Origin of the sequence: Pseudomonas sp. BF-R-01 (assembly GCF_019946615.1) — a bacterium.
GTDB lineage: Bacteria > Pseudomonadota > Gammaproteobacteria > Pseudomonadales > Pseudomonadaceae > Aquipseudomonas > Aquipseudomonas migulae.
In genome coordinates this window covers 1-20,733 of sequence record NZ_JAGYFX010000102.1, presented here as the reverse complement: position 1 = coordinate 20,733, position 20,733 = coordinate 1, and the positions used below count along the sequence as shown (strand labels likewise).

22 protein-coding genes are annotated in these 20,733 nt (G+C 59.0%); 13 read left to right on the top strand and 9 right to left on the bottom strand.

Annotated elements, in window-relative coordinates:
* The first annotated feature begins 167 nt into the window (after positions 1 to 167).
* The 8 genes from KGB27_RS26000 to KGB27_RS25965 all read left to right on the top strand — a co-directional run bounded on the left by KGB27_RS26000 (position 168) and on the right by KGB27_RS25965 (position 7,884).
* Positions 168 to 1,316, top strand: a complete 1,149-nt coding sequence (locus tag KGB27_RS26000; RefSeq protein WP_223416347.1) for an iron-containing alcohol dehydrogenase — start codon at positions 168 to 170, stop codon at positions 1,314 to 1,316.
* Positions 1,317 to 1,396: 80 nt separating this feature from the next.
* Complete coding sequence (gene rpe, locus KGB27_RS25995) at positions 1,397 to 2,071, top strand: ribulose-phosphate 3-epimerase (RefSeq protein ID WP_223556806.1); 675 nt, start codon at positions 1,397 to 1,399, stop codon at positions 2,069 to 2,071.
* Positions 2,068 to 2,886: a phosphoglycolate phosphatase gene (locus KGB27_RS25990; protein WP_084318377.1), complete on the top strand. Its 819-nt coding sequence runs from the start codon at positions 2,068 to 2,070 to the stop codon at positions 2,884 to 2,886. The genes rpe and KGB27_RS25990 overlap by 4 nt, the downstream gene beginning before the upstream one ends.
* Positions 2,887 to 2,957: 71 nt before the next feature.
* On the top strand, positions 2,958 to 4,439 hold the full coding sequence (gene trpE, locus KGB27_RS25985; RefSeq protein WP_223437646.1) for an anthranilate synthase component I: 1,482 nt from the start codon (positions 2,958 to 2,960) through the stop codon (positions 4,437 to 4,439).
* A 107-nt stretch (positions 4,440 to 4,546) separates the two neighbouring features.
* Positions 4,547 to 5,140, top strand: a complete 594-nt coding sequence (locus KGB27_RS25980) for an aminodeoxychorismate/anthranilate synthase component II (protein ID WP_008027095.1) — start codon at positions 4,547 to 4,549, stop codon at positions 5,138 to 5,140.
* Positions 5,141 to 5,149: 9 nt separating this feature from the next.
* A complete protein-coding gene (trpD, locus tag KGB27_RS25975) occupies positions 5,150 to 6,199 on the top strand; it encodes an anthranilate phosphoribosyltransferase (protein WP_008027097.1) in 1,050 nt (349 codons plus the stop codon).
* Positions 6,196 to 7,032, top strand: coding sequence for an indole-3-glycerol phosphate synthase TrpC (trpC, locus tag KGB27_RS25970; RefSeq protein ID WP_008035982.1), 837 nt, complete (start codon positions 6,196 to 6,198; stop codon positions 7,030 to 7,032). The genes trpD and trpC overlap by 4 nt, the downstream gene beginning before the upstream one ends.
* Positions 7,033 to 7,182: 150 nt before the next feature.
* Positions 7,183 to 7,884, top strand: coding sequence for a biotin/lipoate A/B protein ligase family protein (locus tag KGB27_RS25965; protein ID WP_223480071.1), 702 nt, complete (start codon positions 7,183 to 7,185; stop codon positions 7,882 to 7,884).
* Here KGB27_RS25965 and crp read toward each other — a convergent pair.
* On the bottom strand, positions 7,881 to 8,525 hold the full coding sequence (gene crp / locus KGB27_RS25960; RefSeq protein WP_008027103.1) for a cAMP-activated global transcriptional regulator CRP: 645 nt from the start codon (positions 8,523 to 8,525) through the stop codon (positions 7,881 to 7,883). The two genes, KGB27_RS25965 and crp, sit on opposite strands and share 4 nt — an antisense overlap.
* A 230-nt stretch (positions 8,526 to 8,755) precedes the next feature.
* On the opposite strand from crp, the gene KGB27_RS25955 reads away from it, so the two are divergent.
* Both KGB27_RS25955 and speD read left to right on the top strand, forming a co-directional pair.
* Entirely contained in the window at positions 8,756 to 9,178 is a 423-nt protein-coding gene (locus KGB27_RS25955; protein ID WP_007941657.1) for an OsmC family protein, read from the top strand.
* A gap of 239 nt (positions 9,179 to 9,417) precedes the next feature.
* On the top strand, positions 9,418 to 10,212 hold the full coding sequence (gene speD / locus KGB27_RS25950; RefSeq protein WP_008027106.1) for an adenosylmethionine decarboxylase: 795 nt from the start codon (positions 9,418 to 9,420) through the stop codon (positions 10,210 to 10,212).
* Between the two features lie 118 nt (positions 10,213 to 10,330).
* Here speD and coq7 read toward each other — a convergent pair whose 3' ends face one another.
* From coq7 to hemJ, 6 genes are all read right to left on the bottom strand, one after another.
* Entirely contained in the window at positions 10,331 to 10,978 is a 648-nt protein-coding gene (gene coq7, locus KGB27_RS25945; RefSeq protein WP_008027108.1) for a 2-polyprenyl-3-methyl-6-methoxy-1,4-benzoquinone monooxygenase, read from the bottom strand.
* 170 nt (positions 10,979 to 11,148) lie between these two features.
* Positions 11,149 to 11,487: a histidine triad nucleotide-binding protein gene (locus KGB27_RS25940; RefSeq protein ID WP_008027110.1), complete on the bottom strand. Its 339-nt coding sequence runs from the start codon at positions 11,485 to 11,487 to the stop codon at positions 11,149 to 11,151.
* 81 nt (positions 11,488 to 11,568) lie between these two features.
* A complete protein-coding gene (locus KGB27_RS25935; protein WP_032828658.1) occupies positions 11,569 to 12,357 on the bottom strand; it encodes an SDR family NAD(P)-dependent oxidoreductase in 789 nt (262 codons plus the stop codon).
* Between the two features lie 95 nt (positions 12,358 to 12,452).
* A complete protein-coding gene (locus KGB27_RS25930) occupies positions 12,453 to 13,397 on the bottom strand; it encodes a DUF805 domain-containing protein (RefSeq protein WP_008035988.1) in 945 nt (314 codons plus the stop codon).
* Between the two features lie 92 nt (positions 13,398 to 13,489).
* Positions 13,490 to 14,458: an NAD(P)H-dependent flavin oxidoreductase gene (locus tag KGB27_RS25925; RefSeq protein WP_008035990.1), complete on the bottom strand. Its 969-nt coding sequence runs from the start codon at positions 14,456 to 14,458 to the stop codon at positions 13,490 to 13,492.
* A gap of 33 nt (positions 14,459 to 14,491) precedes the next feature.
* Positions 14,492 to 14,920 carry a protoporphyrinogen oxidase HemJ gene (gene hemJ / locus KGB27_RS25920; RefSeq protein WP_008027117.1) on the bottom strand — a complete coding sequence of 143 codons (429 nt, stop codon included), beginning with the start codon at positions 14,918 to 14,920 and terminating at the stop codon, positions 14,492 to 14,494.
* A 135-nt stretch (positions 14,921 to 15,055) separates the two neighbouring features.
* Here hemJ and argC point away from each other — a divergent pair, with 135 nt between their 5' ends.
* Together argC and erpA are read left to right on the top strand one after the other, a co-directional pair.
* Positions 15,056 to 16,090, top strand: coding sequence for an N-acetyl-gamma-glutamyl-phosphate reductase (gene argC / locus KGB27_RS25915; RefSeq protein ID WP_008035993.1), 1,035 nt, complete (start codon positions 15,056 to 15,058; stop codon positions 16,088 to 16,090).
* 168 nt (positions 16,091 to 16,258) lie between these two features.
* On the top strand, positions 16,259 to 16,609 hold the full coding sequence (gene erpA, locus KGB27_RS25910) for an iron-sulfur cluster insertion protein ErpA (RefSeq protein ID WP_007947969.1): 351 nt from the start codon (positions 16,259 to 16,261) through the stop codon (positions 16,607 to 16,609).
* Between the two features lie 66 nt (positions 16,610 to 16,675).
* On the opposite strand, the gene KGB27_RS25905 is transcribed toward erpA, so the two are convergent.
* Together KGB27_RS25905 and KGB27_RS25900 are read right to left on the bottom strand one after the other, a co-directional pair.
* Entirely contained in the window at positions 16,676 to 17,767 is a 1,092-nt protein-coding gene (locus KGB27_RS25905) for an anhydro-N-acetylmuramic acid kinase (RefSeq protein ID WP_207284800.1), read from the bottom strand.
* A 3-nt stretch (positions 17,768 to 17,770) separates the two neighbouring features.
* On the bottom strand, positions 17,771 to 19,189 hold the full coding sequence (locus KGB27_RS25900; protein WP_223437658.1) for a peptidoglycan DD-metalloendopeptidase family protein: 1,419 nt from the start codon (positions 19,187 to 19,189) through the stop codon (positions 17,771 to 17,773).
* Between the two features lie 211 nt (positions 19,190 to 19,400).
* On the opposite strand from KGB27_RS25900, the gene tyrS reads away from it, so the two are divergent.
* A complete protein-coding gene (gene tyrS, locus KGB27_RS25895; protein ID WP_008027125.1) occupies positions 19,401 to 20,600 on the top strand; it encodes a tyrosine--tRNA ligase in 1,200 nt (399 codons plus the stop codon).
* Positions 20,601 to 20,733 lie beyond the last annotated feature (133 nt).

Sequence of the window (20,733 nt, the reverse complement as noted above, 5' to 3'; positions counted from 1 at the left end):
AGTCAGCATCGATGTTGACTGACATGGCCCCTTCGCGAGCAAGCTTCGCTCCTACATTAGATTTGTGTTGTTCCCATGTTTGGTCATTCACGCGCTGAATAGCAGACAAACCCCAATCCCCAGCTACTATTGTGCCCAGCTCCCCTATCTATAAGAGGCTGCGCACGATGAGTCTTTCCTCTTTCAAAATCGCACACAAACTGATCACCGGCGCAGCTGCCATCGAGCAACTGTCCGCCGAGCTCACGCGCCTGGACATCGACAACCCGTTGATCGTCACCGACGCCGCGCTGGTCAAATCCGGCACGGTGGAGCTGGCGCTCGCGCAGTTGGGGGACCGTAGCTACGAAATTTTCGACCGTGTACTGCCAGACCCGGAAATCGCCATCGTCGAAGACTGCATGCGCGTTTACCGCGAAGGCGGGCACGACGGGCTGATCGGCCTGGGCGGCGGCAGCGCGATCGACATCGCCAAAAGTGTTGCCGCGTATGCCGGTTATCACGGCGCGCTGGAGGATCTGTTCGGCATCGACCAGGTGCCGCGCAAGGGCCCGCCGCTGATCGCCATCCCGACGACCGCCGGCACCGGCTCGGAAGTGACCAACGTCGCGATCCTCTCCGACAAGGTCGCGCAACTGAAAAAGGGCATCATCAGCGACTATCTGTTGCCGGACGTGGCGCTGGTCAGCCCGCAAATGACCCTGACCTGCCCGCGCAGTGTCACCGCCGCCAGTGGCGTCGATGCGCTGGTGCACGCCATCGAATCCTATTTGTCCCTCAATGCTTCAGCGATCACCGACGCGCTGGCCATCGGCGCGATCAAGTTGATCACCCAGGCGTTACCCAAGGCCTACGCCAACCCCTCCAATCTGCAGGCGCGTGAAGACATGGCCACCGCCAGCCTGATGGCCGGCATGGCGTTCGGCAATGCCGGGGTCGGCGCGGTGCATGCGCTGGCGTATCCGCTGGGCGGGCGTTTCAACATCGCCCACGGCGTCAGCAACGCCTTGTTGCTGCCGTACGTCATGACCTGGAACAAGATGGCCTGCGTCGAGCGCATGCAGGATATTGCCGAAGCCATGGGCGTGAAGACCGCTCATCTGAGCGCCAATGACGCCGCGGACAAAGCCGTCGAGGCGATGACCGCGTTGTGCGCAGCGGTAGAAATCCCGTCGGGCCTGCGCAGTTTCGGTGTTCCAGAGGATGCGATTCCGGCCTTGGCCCTGGAAGCCGCGGGTATCGAGCGCCTGATGCGCAACAATCCACGCAAACTGAGTGCGATTGATATCGAGAAGATCTACCGCGCGGCCTACTGATCATCGTCCTTACGGTGCGCGCGTCAAAGCATGAGGTATACAATGCGCGCCATCGTGATTCTGCTCAGAAAAGGTGCGTCATGCAGCCCTTCGTAATTGCTCCGTCGATTCTCTCCGCCGACTTCGCCCGCCTGGGTGAAGAAGTGGACAAGGTTCTGGCCGCCGGCGCCGACTTCGTGCACTTCGATGTCATGGACAACCACTACGTGCCGAACCTGACCATCGGCCCGATGGTCTGTGCCGCGCTGCGCAAGTACGGCGTAACCGCGCCGATCGACGCGCACCTGATGGTCAGCCCGGTGGATCGCATCGTTGGCGACTTCATCGAGGCCGGCGCGACGTACATCACCTTCCACCCGGAAGCCACGCAGCACGTCGACCGTTCCCTGCAACTGATCCGCGAAGGCGGCTGCAAGTCGGGCCTGGTGTTCAACCCGGCGACCCCGCTGGACGTACTCAAGTACGTGATGGACAAGGTCGACATGATCCTGCTGATGAGCGTCAACCCGGGCTTCGGCGGGCAGAAGTTCATCCCCGGCACCCTCGACAAGCTGCGTGAGGCACGCGCATTGATCGATGCCTCGGGCCGTGACATCCGCCTGGAAATCGACGGCGGCGTGAACGTGAACAACATTCGTGAAATCGCGGGGGCTGGCGCCGATACCTTCGTGGCCGGCTCGGCGATCTTCAACGCGCCGAACTACCAGGAAGTCATCGAGAAGATGCGTTCCGAACTGGCGCTGGCCCGTCCATGAGTGGCTTTGAGCAGCTGTTCCCGGGGCGTCTGCCACGGCTGGTGATGTTCGATCTGGACGGCACGCTGGTCGATTCGGTCCCTGACCTCGCCGCGGCGGTGGATAACATGCTGCTCAAACTCGGGCGCCAGCCTGTCGGCATCGAATCGGTGCGTGACTGGGTCGGCAACGGCGTGCACATGCTGGTGCGCCGGGCCCTGGCCAATCACATCGACGCCGAAGGTGTCGATGATGTCGAGGCTGAACATGCCCTGGAATTGTTCAACGGCTTTTACGAGGACGGTCACGACCTGACGGTGGTTTACCCCGGCGTGCGTGACACCCTCAAGTGGCTGAACAAGCAAGGCGTAGAGATGGCGCTGATCACCAACAAGCCGGAGCGCTTCGTCGCACCGTTGCTGGATCAGATGAAAATCGGCCGCTATTTCAAATGGATCATCGGCGGCGATACCTTGCCGCAGAAGAAACCTGACCCGGCAGCGCTGTTTTTCGTGATGAAAATGGCCAACATCCCGGCGTCGCAATCGCTGTTTGTCGGCGATTCGCGCAGCGATGTGCTGGCGGCGAAAGCGGCGGGGGTCAAATGCGTGGCCCTCAGTTATGGCTATAACCACGGTCGGCCGATTGCCGAAGAGTCGCCGGCGCTGGTCATCGACGACCTGCGCAAGCTAATTCCCGGTTGCCTGGATCCGGCCGCTGAGATAACGTTGGCCGACGCTGTTCAACCCCCTTCTGGAAACGCCATCGTGGTGGTCACTCGCAAACTCTGGATGAAAGTCATCAAGGCCCTGGCCCGCTGGCGTTGGCGCGCCTGACTTGTTCCTGGCCGGTCTACCGGCGCGTTTGCATACCTGACTGTTAGCACCTCAAGCCACGAGGCTACCCCATGATCCGCGAAGAATTCCTGCGTTTGGCCGCTGCCGGCTATAACCGCATCCCGCTTGCCTGCGAAACCCTGGCCGATTTCGACACGCCGCTGTCGATCTACCTGAAACTGGCTGACGAGCCCAATTCCTACCTGCTCGAATCCGTGCAGGGCGGGGAGAAGTGGGGCCGTTACTCGATCATCGGCCTGCCGTGCCGCACCGTGCTGCGGGTTCATGACCATCACGTCAGCGTGACCCATGACGGCGTCGAGATCGAAAGCCATGAAGCGCAAGACCCGCTGGCGTTCGTCGAAGAATTCAAAGCCCGTTACAACGTACCGACCATTCCTGGTCTGCCACGCTTCAACGGCGGCCTGGTGGGTTACTTCGGTTACGACTGCGTGCGTTATGTGGAAAAGCGTCTGGGCAAGTGCCCGAACCCGGATCCGCTGGGCGTGCCGGACATTCTGCTGATGGTGTCCGATGCAGTGGTGGTGTTCGACAACCTCGCCGGCAAAATGCACGCGATTGTCCTGGCCGACCCGTCGCAGGACGATGCCTTCGAGCAAGGTCAGGCGCGCCTGCAAGAGCTGCTGGAAAAACTCCGCCAGCCAATCACCCCGCGCCGAGGCCTGGACTTCAGCAAGCAACAATCGGCTGACCCGGTGTTCCGCTCCAGTTTTACCCAGGACGATTACGAAAAAGCCGTAGACACCATCAAGGAATACATCCTGGCCGGTGACTGCATGCAGGTCGTGCCGTCCCAGCGCATGTCGATCGACTTCAAGGCGGCGCCGATTGATCTGTACCGGGCGCTGCGTTGCTTCAACCCGACGCCTTATATGTACTTCTTCAACTTCGGCGACTTCCACGTCGTCGGCAGTTCACCGGAAGTGCTGGTGCGGGTCGAAGACAATCTGATCACCGTTCGCCCGATTGCCGGCACCCGTCCGCGTGGGGCCAACGAAGAGGCAGACCTGGCGCTGGAGAAAGACCTGCTCTCCGACCACAAGGAAATCGCCGAACACCTGATGCTGATCGACCTGGGTCGTAACGACACCGGTCGCGTATCGGAAATCGGCTCGGTGAAGCTCACCGAGAAAATGGTTATCGAGCGTTACTCCAACGTGATGCACATTGTTTCCAACGTCACCGGGCAACTGAAAGCCGGGCTGACGGCAATGGACGCATTGCGGGCGATCCTGCCGGCGGGCACCTTGTCCGGCGCACCGAAAATTCGCGCGATGGAAATCATCGACGAACTGGAGCCGGTCAAGCGTGGCGTCTATGGCGGCGCGGTCGGATACTTTGCCTGGAACGGCAACATGGACACGGCGATTGCGATTCGCACCGCCGTGATCAAGAACGGCGAACTGCACGTGCAGGCCGGTGGCGGCATCGTTGCCGACTCGGTGCCGGCGCTGGAATGGGAAGAAACCCTGAACAAGCGTCGTGCCATGTTCCGCGCAGTCGCCCTGGCTGAACAAACCCCGGAAAGCTGACCGATGAACGTGACCCGTATGCCATGTCGCTTTGGCTGACAAAGCGCTGCGGGTCGCTCATTCGAAGGCAGCCTTTATAGTCCGTGAATTCAAGAGGTTCTCAAGCCATGTTGCTGATGATCGATAACTACGACTCTTTTACCTACAACGTTGTGCAATACCTAGGTGAGCTAGGCTCCCAGGTCAAAGTCGTGCGCAACGATGAACTGACCGTTGCCGAAATCGAAGCCCTCAACCCTGAGCGCATCGTTGTGTCGCCCGGTCCTTGCACGCCGACTGAAGCGGGCGTCTCGATTGACGTCATCAAGCATTTCGCCGGCAAACTGCCGATTCTCGGCGTGTGCCTGGGTCATCAATCCATCGGCCAGGCCTTCGGCGGCGATGTGGTTCGTGCCCGCCAGGTGATGCACGGCAAGACCAGCCCGGTGTTCCACGAAGACAAAGGTGTCTTCGAAGGCCTGAACCATCCGCTGACCGTCACGCGTTATCACTCGCTGATCGTCAAGCGCGAAACCTTGCCGGACTGCCTGGAGCTGACCGCCTGGACTCAGCTTGAAGACGGTTCGGTCGACGAGATCATGGGCCTGCGCCACAAGACGCTGAACATCGAAGGTGTGCAGTTCCACCCTGAGTCTATCCTGACCGAGCAGGGCCACGAGTTGTTCGCCAACTTCCTCAAACAAACCGGCGGCACGCGCTAAGGACTTCCCATGAATATCAAGACAGCCCTCAGCCGTATCGTCGATCAACTCGACCTCAGCACCGATGAAATGCGCGATGTGATGCGCGAGATCATGACCGGGCAATGCACGGACGCGCAGATCGGCGCGTTCATGATGGCCATGCGCATGAAGAGCGAAAGCATCGACGAGATCGTCGGCGCCGTGTCGGTCATGCGCGAGCTGGCGGACAAGGTCGAACTGAAGACCCTCGACGGCGTGGTTGATGTGGTCGGCACCGGCGGCGATGGTGCGAACATTTTCAACGTCTCGACGGCTTCGTCCTTTGTGGTGGCAGCCGCCGGTTGCACCGTGGCCAAGCACGGTAACCGTGCGGTCTCGGGTAAAAGCGGCAGCGCCGATCTGCTGGAGGCGGCGGGCATCTATCTGAACCTGACGCCGGTTCAGGTGGCGCGTTGCATCGACAACGTCGGCATCGGTTTCATGTTTGCCCAGACTCATCACAAAGCCATGAAATACGCCGCCGGCCCGCGCAAGGATCTTGGTCTGCGTACCCTGTTCAATATGCTCGGCCCGCTTACGAATCCGGCTGGCGTGAAACATCAGGTGGTGGGCGTGTTCAGCCAGGCGCTGTGCCGGCCATTGGCCGAAGTCTTGCAACGTCTGGGCAGCAAGCATGTGCTGGTGGTGAACTCGAAAGACGGCCTGGACGAATTCAGTCTGGCTGCGCCGACCTACGTGGCGGAATTGAAGAATGACCAGATCACCGAGTATTGGGTCGAGCCGGAAGATTTGGGCATGAAGAGCCAGAGTCTGCACGGCCTGGCGGTGGAAAGTCCGGCCGCTTCGCTTGAGCTGATTCGCGATGCCCTGGGCAAGCGCAAGACCGAGAGCGGTCAGAAAGCTGCCGAGATGATCGTGCTCAATGCCGGTGCTGCACTCTATGCCGCCGACCTGGCGACCAGTTTGAAAGAAGGCGTTGCCCTGGCGCACGATGCGCTGCACACAGGCCTCGCTCGGGAAAAACTTGAGGAGTTGGGTGCATTTACCGCGGTATTCAAAGTGGAGAATGAGGGATGAGTGTACCGACGGTTCTGGAAAACATTCTGGCGCGCAAAGTCCAGGAAGTCGCCGAGCGTAGCGCTCGTGTGAGCCTGGCCGAGCTGGAAAGTCTGGCCAAGGCGGCCGATGCACCCCGTGGTTTTGCCAAGGCATTGCTGGCGCAGGCCAAGCTGAAGCAGCCAGCGGTCATTGCTGAAATCAAGAAAGCTTCGCCGAGCAAAGGCGTGATTCGCGAGAACTTCGTTCCTGCCGATATCGCCAGGAGCTACGAGAAGGGCGGCGCGACCTGCCTGTCGGTGCTCACCGATATCGATTATTTCCAGGGCGCAGATGCATATCTGCAACAGGCCCGGGCGGCGTGCAAATTGCCGGTGATCCGCAAGGATTTCATGATCGATCCGTATCAGATCGTCGAAGCCCGTGCGTTGGGCGCGGACTGCGTGCTGTTGATCGTCTCCGCGCTGGACGACGTGAAAATGGCCGAGCTGGCAGCGGTGGCAAAAAGCGTTGGCCTCGACGTGCTGGTGGAAGTCCATGACGGTGACGAACTGGAGCGGGCCTTGAAAACCCTCGACACGCCGCTGGTCGGCGTGAACAACCGCAACCTGCACACCTTCGACGTCAGTCTGGAAACCACGCTGGATTTGTTGCCGCGGATTCCGCGTGACCGGTTGGTGATCACTGAAAGCGGCATCCTCAATCGGGCCGATGTCGAGCTGATGGAAATCAGCGACGTGTATGCGTTCCTGGTCGGCGAAGCGTTCATGCGCGCCGAAAGCCCGGGCACCGAGCTTCAGCGCCTGTTCTTCCCGGAGCGTGGCGTACCCGTCAGCGGTTCTACACTCGACTGATTACTGGCAGATCGAGTCGACCCCATCGCCGGCAAGCCGGTCTCGCTCCTACATTGGATCTATGGTGTTAGCAGATCCCTTGTGGGAGCGAGCCTGCTCGCGATGGCGGCATAAGACACACTTCAGACCTCAAGTCTTACGGAGCACCTTATGACCTCACCTGTCCCTCTGACCATCGAAGCCGGCCTGCAAGCCGAACAGGATTTGCTGGCGTCGGTCTGTGCAGGCGATTCAGAGTTTGGCCTGTTGTTCTGGCAGCCAAGCGATCGGGCTCTGGTCATGCCGCGCCGTTTGAATCGCCTGCCCGGTTTCGATCACGCTTGTGAAGTATCGGCGGCAGCCGGCTGGCCAGTCCTTTTGCGTGAAACCGGCGGCGAGCCCGTGCCGCAGTCGGCTTCAACCATCAACATCGCGTTGGTCTACGCGCCACCGCGTAGCGAGGGCGACCAGAACCGCATCGAAACCGCCTATCGCAGGCTCTGCGATCCGATCTGTCAGTTGCTGGATGAACTGGGTGGCGTTTCGTCCCTGGGCGAAATCGACGGTGCATTTTGCGATGGCCGTTTCAACGTCAATCTCGACGGTCGCAAGATGGTCGGCACCGCCCAGCGTTGGCGCCAGAGCAAGGGCGGCACGCGCCCGGTCGGGTTGGTGCACGGTGCGTTGTTGCTGGATAACGAGCGCGAATCAATGGTCGCGGCGGTCAATCGCTTCAATGAAGCGTGCGGCCTGGAGCAACGGGTCCGCGCCGAAAGCCACATCGCGCTCCATGAGAAGTTCGCCGCGCCTGACGCATTGGCACGGCTCGATGCACTCTATCGCCAGTTGCTGGCAGACATGTTCAAGGCTTAGCGCGTCCCGAAGACCACCATGGTCTTGCCTTTGACGTCCACCAGGTTGCGTTCTTCCAGATCTTTAAGAACGCGACCGACCATCTCCCGGGAACACCCGACAATCCGCCCGATTTCCTGACGGGTCACCTTGATCTGCATGCCATCGGGGTGGGTCATCGCATCGGGCTGTTTGCACAATTCCAGCAGGCAACGGGCAACGCGACCTGTCACGTCGAAGAATGCGAGGTCACCGACCTTGCGTGTGGTGTTGCGCAGGCGTTGTGCGATTTGTCCGCTAAGTACGTAAAGAATGTCCGGGTCTTGCTGGGACAGCTCGCGGAATTTGGCGTAGCTGATTTCAGCGACTTCGCACTCGATCTTGGCGCGCACCCAGGCGCTGCGTTCCTGTTCCAGACCGGCCTGTTCAAACAGACCCAACTCGCCGAAGAAGTCTCCGGAGTTCAGGTAGGCAATGATCATTTCACGGCCGTCGTCATCCTCGATCAGGATGGTGACCGAGCCTTTGATGATGAAGAACAGCGTCTCCGAGCGGTCGCCGGCGCAAATGATATTGCTCTTGGCCGCATAGCGACGGCGCTGGCAATGCATCAACAGTTTGTCGAGGTTCTTGATCTTGGGTGTAGGGGCAATAGCAACCATGGTTGTATCCCGGAAAGACTGCACGGTGTGTTTGGTTTTTTTATGAGGCACTGAGGTTGCTACAAAGCTGGCAATGCGCCAGCGAATTGGCGCCAGCTTAACAGACACTTCCTGCAATATTCGAGATTTTACCTACAAAGCAAAAGGTTCTGTCCTAGGACGGCGAGCGCTGTCAATCCAGGGCCCTGTGCTAAGCTGGCGACCCTTTTTTATACAGTGGAGTCTTGGCGATGAAGGCACGCATCCAATGGGCTGGCGAAGCCATGTTCCTCGGCGAATCCGGTAGCGGTCATGTCGTGGTCATGGACGGTCCGCCCGATGCCGGTGGTCGTAACCTGGGTGTCCGGCCGATGGAAATGCTCCTGCTGGGTGTCGGCGGTTGCAGCAATTTCGACGTGGTCAGCATTCTCAAGAAGTCCCGTCAGGCCGTCGAAAGCTGCGAAGCCTTCCTCGAAGCCGAGCGCGCGACCGAGGACCCGAAGGTCTTCACCAAGATCCACATGCACTTCGTGGTCAAGGGGCGCGGGCTGAAAGAAGCCCAGGTCAAGCGCGCCATCGAGCTGTCTGCCGAGAAGTATTGCTCGGCCTCGATCATGCTCGGCGCGGCGGGTGTCGCGATTACCCACGACTACGAAATCATCGAACTCGGTTGATTCGACATTCAACTATCATAAAAGCGGTGCAGACTCTGGCGATCCCAAGCTGACGTCTGCATAATGCGCCACTTTTTTCAGGGTAGTGGTCCGTCAACCGACAGACCGCTCGCCCGAACAGACAACCAAAATCGCCATCGCGAAGAGGTGTTAACCGTCCTACGCAGGTGCGTCGTACGCATCTGACGGGCATGCTTGATCACGCGGCCCGGGCCGCAATACATAGAGAGTTTTTAACGGTGAAAAGCAAACTCAAGCTCCACGGGTTCAATAACCTGACAAAGACCTTGAGCTTCAACATCTATGACATCTGCTACGCGGAAACCCCGCAAGACCAGCAGGCTTACGTCGAGTACATCAATGAAGAGTACAACGCGAAACGCCTGACGCAGATCCTCACGGAAGTTGTCGATATCATTGGTGCCAACATCCTGAACATTGCCAGTCAGGACTACGACCCACAAGGCGCCAGCGTCACGATTCTGATCTCTGAAGAGCCGGTGACTCCGACCGACAGCCAGATCGAAGAGTCTCCGGGCCCGTTGCCCGAAATCATCCTGGCCCACCTCGACAAGAGCCACATCACGGTGCACACCTACCCGGAAATCCATCCGGACGACGGTATTGCGACCTTCCGTGTGGACATTGACGTGTCGACCTGTGGCGTCATTTCACCGCTTAAAGCGCTCAACTTCCTGATTCACCAGTTCGATTCGGACATCGTGACCGTGGATTATCGTGTGCGCGGTTTCACCCGTGACGTCGAAGGCAACAAGCACTTCATCGATCACGAGATCAACTCGATCCAGAACTACCTGTCCGAAGACACCCGTGACGCGTACCAGATGACCGACGTGAACGTGTACCAGGAAAACCTGTTCCACACCAAAATGCTGTTGAAGAACTTCGAACTGGATAACTACCTGTTCGGCGACGCGACCAACAACCTGTCCCCTGAGCAACGCGCCCAAGTGACGGATCGTGTGAAACACGAAATGCTCGAAATCTTCTACGCGCGCAACATGCCGACCTAAGATTCTCGCGAGCACAAAAAAAGGCGACTCCCTCACGGCAGTCGCCTTTTTTATTACCGCAGATCCCATGTAGGAGCGAGGCTTGCCCGCGAAGAGGCCCTAACGAACAACATAATCGTCAGATTCTGTAGGTACTCTTGGTCATCACCTTGGCCATCAAGCTCATCCCGAACTTCACCGGCGCCGGAAAACGAAAGCCCCCAGCCTCCAGCGCACTTTCGGCATGTTGCTCTTCATCAACACGCATCTGCTCAAGAATCGCCCGGGACTTTTCGTCCTCGGCCGGCAGTTGCTCAAGGTGTTCGTTCAAGTGCTTGCACACCTGATGCTCGGTAGCCGCAACGAAACCCAGGCTGACCTTGTCGCTGATCAAGCCGGCCACCGCGCCAATCCCGAATGACATGCCGTAGAACAGCGGGTTGAGAATGCTGGTATGGCTGCCCAACTGCTTGATGCGTTGCTCGCACCAGACCAGATGGTCGATCTCTTCTTCGGCAGCATGTTCCATGGCGGCGCGCACCTGCGGCAGCTTGGCGGTCAGGGCCTGCCCTTGATACAGCGCCTGGGCGCAGACTTCGCCGGTATGGTTGATGCGCATCAGACCGGCGACGTGCCGGGTGTCTTCGTCGCTCATTTGCGTTTCCGGCTGCACGATCGCAGGGGACGGACGGTACGGCTGGCCGCTGAAGGGCAGCAGGGTACGCATCGCGGCATCGGCTTGCAGCAGAAGACGGTCAATGGGCGAGTAGTGACGTTGGGTAGTCATGCTGATCTCCGGGAGGAATCTCGGCGGCCAGTTTAACCCAATCGGCCGGGGAAGGTTTGCGCTGGGTCATTGCGACGCAGGCTGCAACTGTAGGAGCCGGCTTGCCGGCGATGGCGGTCTCGATGATGCCATCGCCGGCAAGCCGGGCTCCTACAAGGGCGGGGTATGGATCAACCCGGCGGCCAGTGCATCTGACGCTGACCCAGCACATGCATATGAATGTGGTAGACAGTTTGCCCACCTTCTTCATTGCAGTTCATGACAACGCGAAAACCTTTTTCGCAACCCAGTTCCAGTGCCAGGCGCTGGGCAGTGAACAGAATATGCCCGGCCAATGCCTTGTCGTCCTCGGTGAGGTCGTTCAAGGTGCGCACCGGTTTCTTCGGGATCACCAGAAAATGCACCGGTGCCTGTGGGGCGATGTCGTGGAAGGCCAGTACCTGGTCGTCCTCGTAAATGATCTTCGCCGGGATTTCCCGGTTGATGATCTTGGTGAATAGAGTATCCACAGCTGTTTTCTCCGTTGTTTGGGCTGGCCTGAGTGTACTCATGGGTGATCCCCGAGCCCAGCCTTTTGCCTTGAGGCCAGGTCAGCGCGGGCAATAGGCCTTGTTGACCATGCCTGTGATGGTCCTGATCAGCCAGCGTGAGCCGAGCCGTGGCAGGAAAGCGAACCAGCGGTTCAGCCGGCCCGGAATAATAATGGCGCGATTCTTATCCAGAGCCCGCACGGTATAGAGCGCGACTTCCTCGGGACTCATCAGCAGTTTGCTGTCGACCAGTTTGTCGCTGTTCAGTTGTGCGGTGCGGAAAAACGCGGTGCGGGTCGGGCCGGGGCAGAGTACGGAAACCTTGACTGCGCATTTCTTCAGCTCGACGCGCAGCCCTTCGGAAAAGTGCAGTACATAGGCTTTGCTGGCGTAGTAAGTGCTCATCCACGGGCCGGGATGGAACGCTGCAACCGAGGCGACGTTCAAGATCTGCCCACCGCCCTGCAAGGCCATGCTGTTGCCGATGGCATGGCACAGGCGAGTGAGGGCCAGAATGTTCACCTCGATCAGGTCTTGTTCGGTCATCCAGTCCTGCGCCAGAAATGGGCCGCAGGTGCCGATGCCGGCGCAGTTCACCAGCAAGTCGATCTGCCGGTCGCCTTCTTCCAGTTCCAGCAGAAACCCGGACAGGCGCAGCGGCTCGCCGAGGTCGCAGGCGCGGAACAACACCTCCACGCCAAAACGTTGGGTCAGTTCAATTGCAATACTTTCCAGCTGATCACGCTGTCGGGCCACCAGAATCAGGCTGCGGCCACGGCGGGCCAGCGCTTCGGCCATCGCCAGGCCGATGCCGCTGGAAGCGCCAGTGATCAGAGCGTAACGGGTCATGCAGTTCTCCATCGCAACAGCTCCGCGCCTGCGACGCAGGTGTCACGGGCGGGGAGCGCTGTTCATTCTTTCGCAGAGTCTACAGGGGCCGGGGCTTATTGGGCTTCCTCGTCTGCGCTATCCGGCACTTCTTCAGCCTCAGCGGCGGGCTCGACTTCCACTTCTTCGGTGGTTAGCGAGCTGCTGTCATAGCTGAGTCCGGCAGCGTCTTCGTACTCTTGCTGGATCGCACTGAAAGCGCCGGCCAATACACCGACAAAGACGAGGGCAATGAATACCACCCACAGCGAAGACAACACTTTGACTGCCGTGGTGTTTGGCGGTGGTGGTGGGCCGTAGCGATTGGCGATGGTGTTGCCCGGCACGCACATGAGCACAAACGGAAAGAAGCTGCCTATGAACGGCACTAGATTGAGCAGCCAGAGCCAGCCGGACCAGCCGATGTCGTGCAGGCGCTGAACGCTGATCTGAACGGTGACGACCGCGATGGCGATGCACAGGAGCACCACCACCAGGCCGCCGACAATCAGGCCTGCGGTCGAATCGCTGGCGATCAGGGCGATGGCGAAAATGGCGACGACCGACCCGACGCCGAGCATGACCAGCGTCGCCACCATGGTCCAGGCCAGATAGCGCAAACGGCCGATTCGCCCTTCGACGCCAAAAGGCTTGAGCGTGCCGAACGGCGGCAGGTTTTCGCCGACCCTGGCCTGAGGTGGTGCGTACGGCGACTCTGGTTCTGCGAACGCGGGTTTACTGCTGGCGGGGGCGTGGTGGTGAGCGTCGGCCAGGTTCAGTTCAATCGAGGGCTCGGCTTCGATGCGGGCTTCGATGCCGGTTTTCGTCAGCGCCTGAAGGTAGGTTTGCGCGTCAGTCTGCGACAGGCCTTGCTTGAGCGTAACAGGCTGTCCGTTGAACAGTCGTTCGACGGCTGCCACTTCGCTTTTGTACAACGCCGCCAGATTGAGTTTGGCGGTGGTGAGGTCGATCCCCGGCAGCAGAGCGCCGTCGAATACGATCTTGAAACGGTTGTCGCTCATTGCGAGGCATCCTTGTCGCGGGTGTTTGAATAGTTAGAGAGTTGCGAGCCCGGAGTGTAAGGCCAGTCGAGGATGACTGGCCAAATTTCCTGCTAACGCGGCCAGCGTTTCGGCAGTTGTGCTGCCAGCTCCAGCGCCTGGCGGTATTCAGCGTCCAGTCGTGCAACCAATTGATCCACGCTCGGTAAATCGTCTATCTCTCCGACGCCCTGGCCGGCGGACCACACGGTTTTCCAGGCCTTGGCTTCATCGCTCAATGGCTTGAGCTTGGAGCCGAAGTTGACCTCGCCTTTGTTTTGCAACGCCGCCATGTCGAAACCGGCCGCTTCCAGGCTTTGGCGCATGAAACTCGCCGGAACACCCGACACCGCCGGAGTATGAATGATGTCTGCCGCTCTGGATGTCAGCAGCATCTCCTTGTAGGCCTCAGGCGCATGGCTTTCGGTGGTGCCGATAAATCGCGTACCGAAGTAGGCCAGATCCGCACCGAGCAATTGTGCCGCGAGTATCTCGTGACCGTGATTGAGGCAGCCGGCCAGCAACAGCGTCTTGTCGAAGAACTGGCGGATTTCGGCAATCAGCGAAAACGGGCTCCAGGTACCCGCGTGTCCACCGGCGCCTGCGGCAACGGCGATCAAACCATCTACGCCAGCCTCCGCTGCTTTCTCTGCGTGGCGACGAGTCGTTACGTCATGGAATACCAGGCCGCCGTAGCCGTGGACTGCGTCGACCAGTTCTTTAACGGCGCCAAGGCTGGTGATCACGATCGGCACCTTGTGCTCGATGCAGATCTCCAGGTCTGCTTGCAGGCGCGGGTTGCTGTTGTGGACGATCAGGTTCACGGCGTAGGGCGCCGGTTTTTCCATTGTCGCCAACCCTGCTTCGATCTCTTCCAGCCAGGCCTTGAAGCCGCTGCTCTCACGCTGGTTCAGCGCGGGGAAGCTGCCGACCACGCCATTACGGCAGCAGGCGAGTACCAGTTGCGGGTTGGAAATCAGGAACATCGGCGCTGCCACCACGGGCAGACGCAAACGTTGTTCGAGCAAAGCGGGCAGCGACATTGGAAGTACCCCGGTGAGTGGTGCCGATTGAAGTTAGAACGGCCGAACGACGACCAGAATTACGATAGCCAGCAATATCAGAACCGGCACTTCATTGAACCAGCGATAAAAGACATGGCTGCGGGTGTTCTCGCCACGGGCAAATCGTTTCACCTGCGCGCCGCACATGTGGTGGTAGCCGATCAGGATCACCACCAGCGTCAATTTGGCGTGAATCCAGGCACCTTGGCTGAATATGCCCGGGTTCAGCCCGATCAGCGCAATGCCGAAAACCAGCGTGGCGATCATCGCCGGGCCCATGATACCGCGATACAGCTTGCGCTCCATCAGGCTGAAGCGTTCCTTGCTGACGGTGTCTTCGCTTTGGGCGTGATAGACGAACAGGCGCGGCAGGTAAAACAGGCCGGCAAACCAGCAGACCATGCTGATGATATGAAGCGCTTTGAGCCACAGATAAAGCATTTTTGGTTATTCCCAGGTTCACGGTAGCGAAGATAGTAGAGGGTAGAGCGTCCGCACGTCACCTTGACGGTTGTCGCAGGGCGATACGGGCCCTATTATCGACGGCTTTCCAGTGGGTTCGTTGAGGGCAGGTTTATGGTCAAGGTCGGTATCGTCGGCGGCACGGGTTACACCGGTGTCGAACTGCTGCGTCTGTTGGCACAGCATCCGCAGGCAGAAGTGGTAGTGATCACTTCCCGATCCGAGGCCGGTCTGGCCGTGGCTGATATGTATCCGAACCTGCGCGGTCATTACGATGGCCTGGCGTTCAGCGTTCCGGACATCAAGACCCTGGGCGCCTGCGACGTGGTGTTCTTCGCCACGCCTCACGGTGTTGCCCACGCGCTGGCCGGTGAACTGCTGGCGGCCGGAACCAAGGTCATCGACCTGTCCGCGGACTTCCGTCTGCAAGATGCCGATGAGTGGGCCAAGTGGTACGGCCAGCCGCACGGTGCGCCACAGCTGCTGGAAGAAGCGGTCTACGGCTTGCCGGAAGTCAATCGCGAACAGATCAAGCAGGCTCGCCTGATCGCCGTACCGGGTTGCTATCCAACGGCTACGCAATTGGGTTTCCTGCCATTGCTCGAAGCCGGTCTGGCCGATACCACGCGCTTGATCGCTGACTGCAAATCCGGCGTCAGCGGTGCCGGTCGTGGTGCTGCCGTAGGTTCGCTGTACTCCGAGACGTCGGAAAGCATGAAGGCCTACGCCGTGAAAGGTCACCGTCACTTGCCGGAAATTCGCCAGGGTCTGCGTCGTGCTGCAGGAAAGGATGTCGGCCTGACCTTCGTTCCGCACCTGACGCCGATGATTCGCGGCATTCACTCGACGCTCTACGCGACGGTCGTGGATCGTTCGGTGGATCTGCAGGCACTGTTTGAAAAGCGCTATGCCAACGAGCCGTTCGTTGATGTGATGCCAGCAGGCAGCCACCCGGAAACCCGCAGCGTGCGCGGCGCCAACGTCTGCCGTATCGCCGTGCATCGTCCGCAGGACGGTGACCTGGTGGTGGTGTTGTCGGTCATCGATAACCTGGTAAAAGGTGCGTCGGGTCAGGCGGTGCAGAACCTGAACATCCTGTTCGGTCTGGATGAGCGTCTGGGCTTGTCGCACGCTGGCATGTTGCCGTAAGGCTTTAGCCCGCTCAGCAAAAAGGCCCGTTGAACGGGCCTTTTTGCGTTTCGAACCGGCAATCGGGTTTATTGATATACCGTAACAATAGTTGACCGCTTTTCTAGGAGAAGCGGATAATGCGCGTCATCACGCATTATGGCGGCGTAACGCCGGGAGATAGTCAGCATGAGCGTCGAATCCTTCACCCCCACGGCTTTGCAATTTACCCACGGTGCCGCGCACAAGGTGAAGAGCCTGGTCGATGAAGAGGGGAATGATCGCTTGAAGCTGCGCGTATTCGTTACGGGCGGCGGTTGTTCAGGTTTTCAGTACGGCTTCACCTTCGATGAAGAAGTGGCCGATGACGACACCATCGTCGAGCGCGAGGGCGTAAGCCTGGTCGTCGATCCGATGAGCTTCCAGTACCTGGCAGGTGCCGAGGTGGATTATCAGGAGGGTCTGGAAGGTTCGCGTTTCGTGATCAAGAACCCGAACGCCAGCACCACGTGTGGTTGCGGCTCTTCGTTCTCGATCTGATCGCGATTCACCGCATTACAAACGCCGCATGGCCTCAGGGCTCTGCGGCGTTTTGCTGTTTGGCGTTCAGGCCGGGTAGATGGCGCCGAGTACGCGCAGGCCGCGAGCGCCGGTGACGCTTGGACGATTGGCCGCGATACCTTCCAGGCAGCAATGAGCGAGCCAGGCGAAGGCCATGGCTTCGACCCAGTCCGGGTCAACGCCATGAGTGGCGGTGCTGCTGACGTTCGCGTTTGGCAGCAGGGCGGCCAGGCGCTTCATCAGCGTGGCGTTGTGCGCACCGCCGCCGCAGACCAGCAACTCTCGGGTATCCGCCTGGGCGCTTTGCAATGATTCGACGATGGTCAGCGCGGTCAGCTCAAGCAGTGTTGCTTGCACGTCTTCGGCGGCGAAGGTCGGCAATTGCGAAAGATGCTGTGTCAGCCATGGCAGATTGAACACTTCACGGCCGGTGCTCTTCGGGCCTTTGGTCACGAAGAACGGATCACTGAGTAGCGCTTTCAACAGAACAGGTTCGACTTGGCCGCTGGCTGCCCATTGGCCGTCACGATCAAAGTTTTCGCCGCGTTGCTGATGAATCCACGCGTCCAGCAGTACGTTCCCGGGGCCGCAGTCGAAACCGGCTACGGGTTGGCCGGGTTCGATCAGGCTGAGGTTGCTGAAACCGCCGACGTTCAATACCGCGCGGTTGCCCGCTTGCTCTTCAAACAGCGCTTCGTGAAATGCTGGAACCAGTGGTGCGCCTTGTCCGCCGGCCGCAACGTCGCGACTGCGGAAGTCACTGACCACGGTGATGCCGGTCAATTCGGTCAGCAGGGCAGGGTTGCCGATCTGTACCGTGAAGCCGCGTGCCGGTTCGTGGCGAATGGTCTGGCCATGGCTGCCAATCGCGCGGATGTCTTCGGGTTTCAGGTTTTGTTGGTCAAGAAGGGTGCGAATGCCCTGCGCCGCCAGAGTCACCCAGTTTTGCTGGGCGATGGCGGAGCGGGCAATCTCGTCCGGGCCGCTGGCGCACAAGCCAAGCAGCTCGGTGCGCAGGGAATCAGGCATGGGAATGTAGTGCGTGGCGACCAGTCTGATCGCCGGGTTCAACTCAACCAGCGCGATGTCCAGGCCATCGAGACTGGTTCCGGACATCACACCTATATAGCGCGTCATGGCTTAGCGCTTGCTCGAAGCCAGTTGGGTGGATTTTTCTTGATCCATACGCGCCATCAGAGGCTGACTCTGCGCGAGGAAACGTGCCCGTTCTGCTTTGGAAATTGGATCGGCCATCGCCACTTTTTGACCTAGTGGATCGACGTGCACACCATTGACCTGGAACTCGTAGTGCAGATGCGGTCCGGTGGACAGGCCGGTAGTGCCGATATAGCCAATCACTTGACCCTGCTTGACGGAGCTGCCGGTCTGCACACCTTTCGCAAAGCCCTGCATATGGCCGTACAGCGTGCGATAAGTGTTGCCGTGCTGGATGATCACGGTATTGCCATAACCGCCGCGACGGCCGGCCAACAACACCTTGCCATCACCGGCCGCCTTGATTGGCGTACCGCGCGGAGCTGCGTAGTCGACGCCTTTGTGAGCGCGGATCTTGTTCAGGATCGGGTGTTTGCGGCCCATGGAGAATTTCGAGCTGATGCGGGCAAAGTCTACCGGGGTGCGGATAAACGCCTTGCGCATGCTGTTGCCGTCAGCAGTGTAGTAGCTGCTGTTGCCTTGTTTGTTGGTGTAACGCACGGCGGTGTAGGTCTTGCCGCGGTTGGTGAAGCGTGCGGAAAGGATCGGGCCATTGCCGACAGCCTTGCCGTTGACGACTTTCTGTTCGTAGATCACGTCGAACTCGTCACCCTGGCGAATATCCTGGGCGAAGTCGACGTCATAGCCAAACACGCTGGCCATGTCCATGGTCAGGCTATGGGACAGGCCGGCGCGCGCGGCGGACTGCGACAACGAGCTGTTGATCACGCCGTGAACGTAAGCGGAGCGCACGGTAGGCTTGGCGGTGATACGGTTGAACACATAACCCTTGTCATTCTTGGTCAGGGTGATGCTTTCGAGGTCGCTGACCTTGCTGTGCAGGTTGGTCAGCTGGCCTTCGGGGTTCAGTTCGAATTCGAGTTTCTGGCCATGTTTGAGTTGGCTGAATTGCTTGGCCTGCTTGTCGCTGGCCAATACTTCATGCACCGAAGTGGCCGGAAGGCCGACTTTCTCGAACAGCGTGGAGAGCGTATCGCCTTTGGCGACGATCACTTCCCTGTGATTGGGACCCTTCTTTTCTTCGACAACCGGCGCGGGTTTGGCCTGGGCAGTTTCCTGGGACTCTTCGGCGCTGTCTTCGATCTGCGCAAAAGGGGAAGTTGCCGGCTCATTTGTGGCTTGGGCGACGTCGGCAGCGTCTTGATCTTGTGTCAGTTGTTCAGCAGGGCTTTCCAGTTCAAGACTCAGTGTCGTCTTTTTGGCTTCTACATCACTGGAAGGAAATACCAGAAGCGCCAGGCTCAGAAGGGCGGCGATACCACTTGCTGCGAGCAGGTGGGTCTTCGGGTAAAGCGGAGGCGCTTTAGACGATTCTTTGGTCATAGGTAATTTTGACTTTGAAAAAGATGAATTGGAAAAGATGAATGACATGATGAAGATGAAATAACTGTATAAAATATAACCAAATCATCTCTGAAGCAAGTCCGTGGTCACTCTGTCAGCGGATTGGCGTCATTGCGCCGGCCAAACTTTGTATTTGACGCGTGATCTTGTATGGTTGGTTCCCTTTGAATTCGAGCCTTGCGGGTCTGTTATGAAGTCGGTTGAAGAGCAGCTAGCGCTGATCAAACGTGGTGCAGAAGAACTGTTGGTCGAGTCCGAGCTGATCGAAAAGCTCAAGCGTGGCCAGCCGCTACGTATTAAGGCAGGCTTCGATCCGACCGCGCCGGATTTGCATCTGGGTCACACGGTGCTTATTAATAAGCTGCGCCAGTTCCAGGAACTGGGGCATCAGGTGATCTTCCTTATAGGTGACTTCACCGGGATGATCGGTGATCCGAGCGGCAAGAGCGCTACGCGTCCGCCGCTAACCCGTGAGCAGGTTCTCGAGAATGCCGAGACCTACAAGACCCAGGTTTTCAAGATTCTTGATCCGGCCAAAACCGAGGTGGCGTTCAACTCCACCTGGATGGATCAGATGGGGCCGGCCGACTTCATTCGCCTGACTTCGCAGTACACCGTTGCTCGCATGCTCGAGCGCGACGATTTCGACAAGCGCTACACGACCAATCAGCCAATCGCCATCCATGAGTTCCTCTATCCGCTGGTTCAGGGTTACGACTCGGTCGCCTTGCGCGCGGATGTCGAGCTGGGCGGTACCGATCAGAAGTTCAACCTGTTGATGGGGCGTGAGCTGCAGCGCGGTTATGGTCAGGATCCTCAGTGCATTCTGACCATGCCGTTGCTTGAAGGTCTGGATGGCGTGAAGAAGATGTCCAAGTCCTTGGGCAACTACGTCGGTATTCAGGAGGCGCCGGGAGTGATGTACAGCAAGCTGGTTTCGATTCCGGATGCGCTGATGTGGCGTTACTTCGAATTGCTCAGCTTCCGTTCCATGGATGAGATCAATGCGTTCCGCGCCGATGTCGAGGCGGGTGCCAATCCGCGCGACATCAAGATCAAGCTGGCCGAAGAGATCGTTGCGCGCTTCCATGGTGAAGAGGCTGCGGCCAATGCTCACCGTGCAGCGGGCAATCGTATGAAGGATGGCGAGCTGCCGGACGATTTGCCGGAAATCGAATTGACCGCTACTGAAGATATGCCGATCGCTGCTGTCCTTAATAAGGCAGGCCTGGTGAAGAACTCGGCGGTAGCGCGTGATCTGCTGAATTCCGGCGGTGTACGTATAGATGGTGAGGTTGTGGATCGCACCTTTATATACGTGCTGGGCGCGACCCATGTTTGCCAGGCTGGCAAGAAGGCATTTGCGCGTATTTCGCTCAAATCCGAATAAAGCTGGAATTAGGGGTTGACGGCAGATTCTGGAAGTCTATAATTCGCCCCACTTCCGGCGCAGTCGAAACGAAAAACTCCTTGGTAAACAAAGAGTTACGCAGTTTTCGACAGCGAGTTGCTTCAGGTCATCG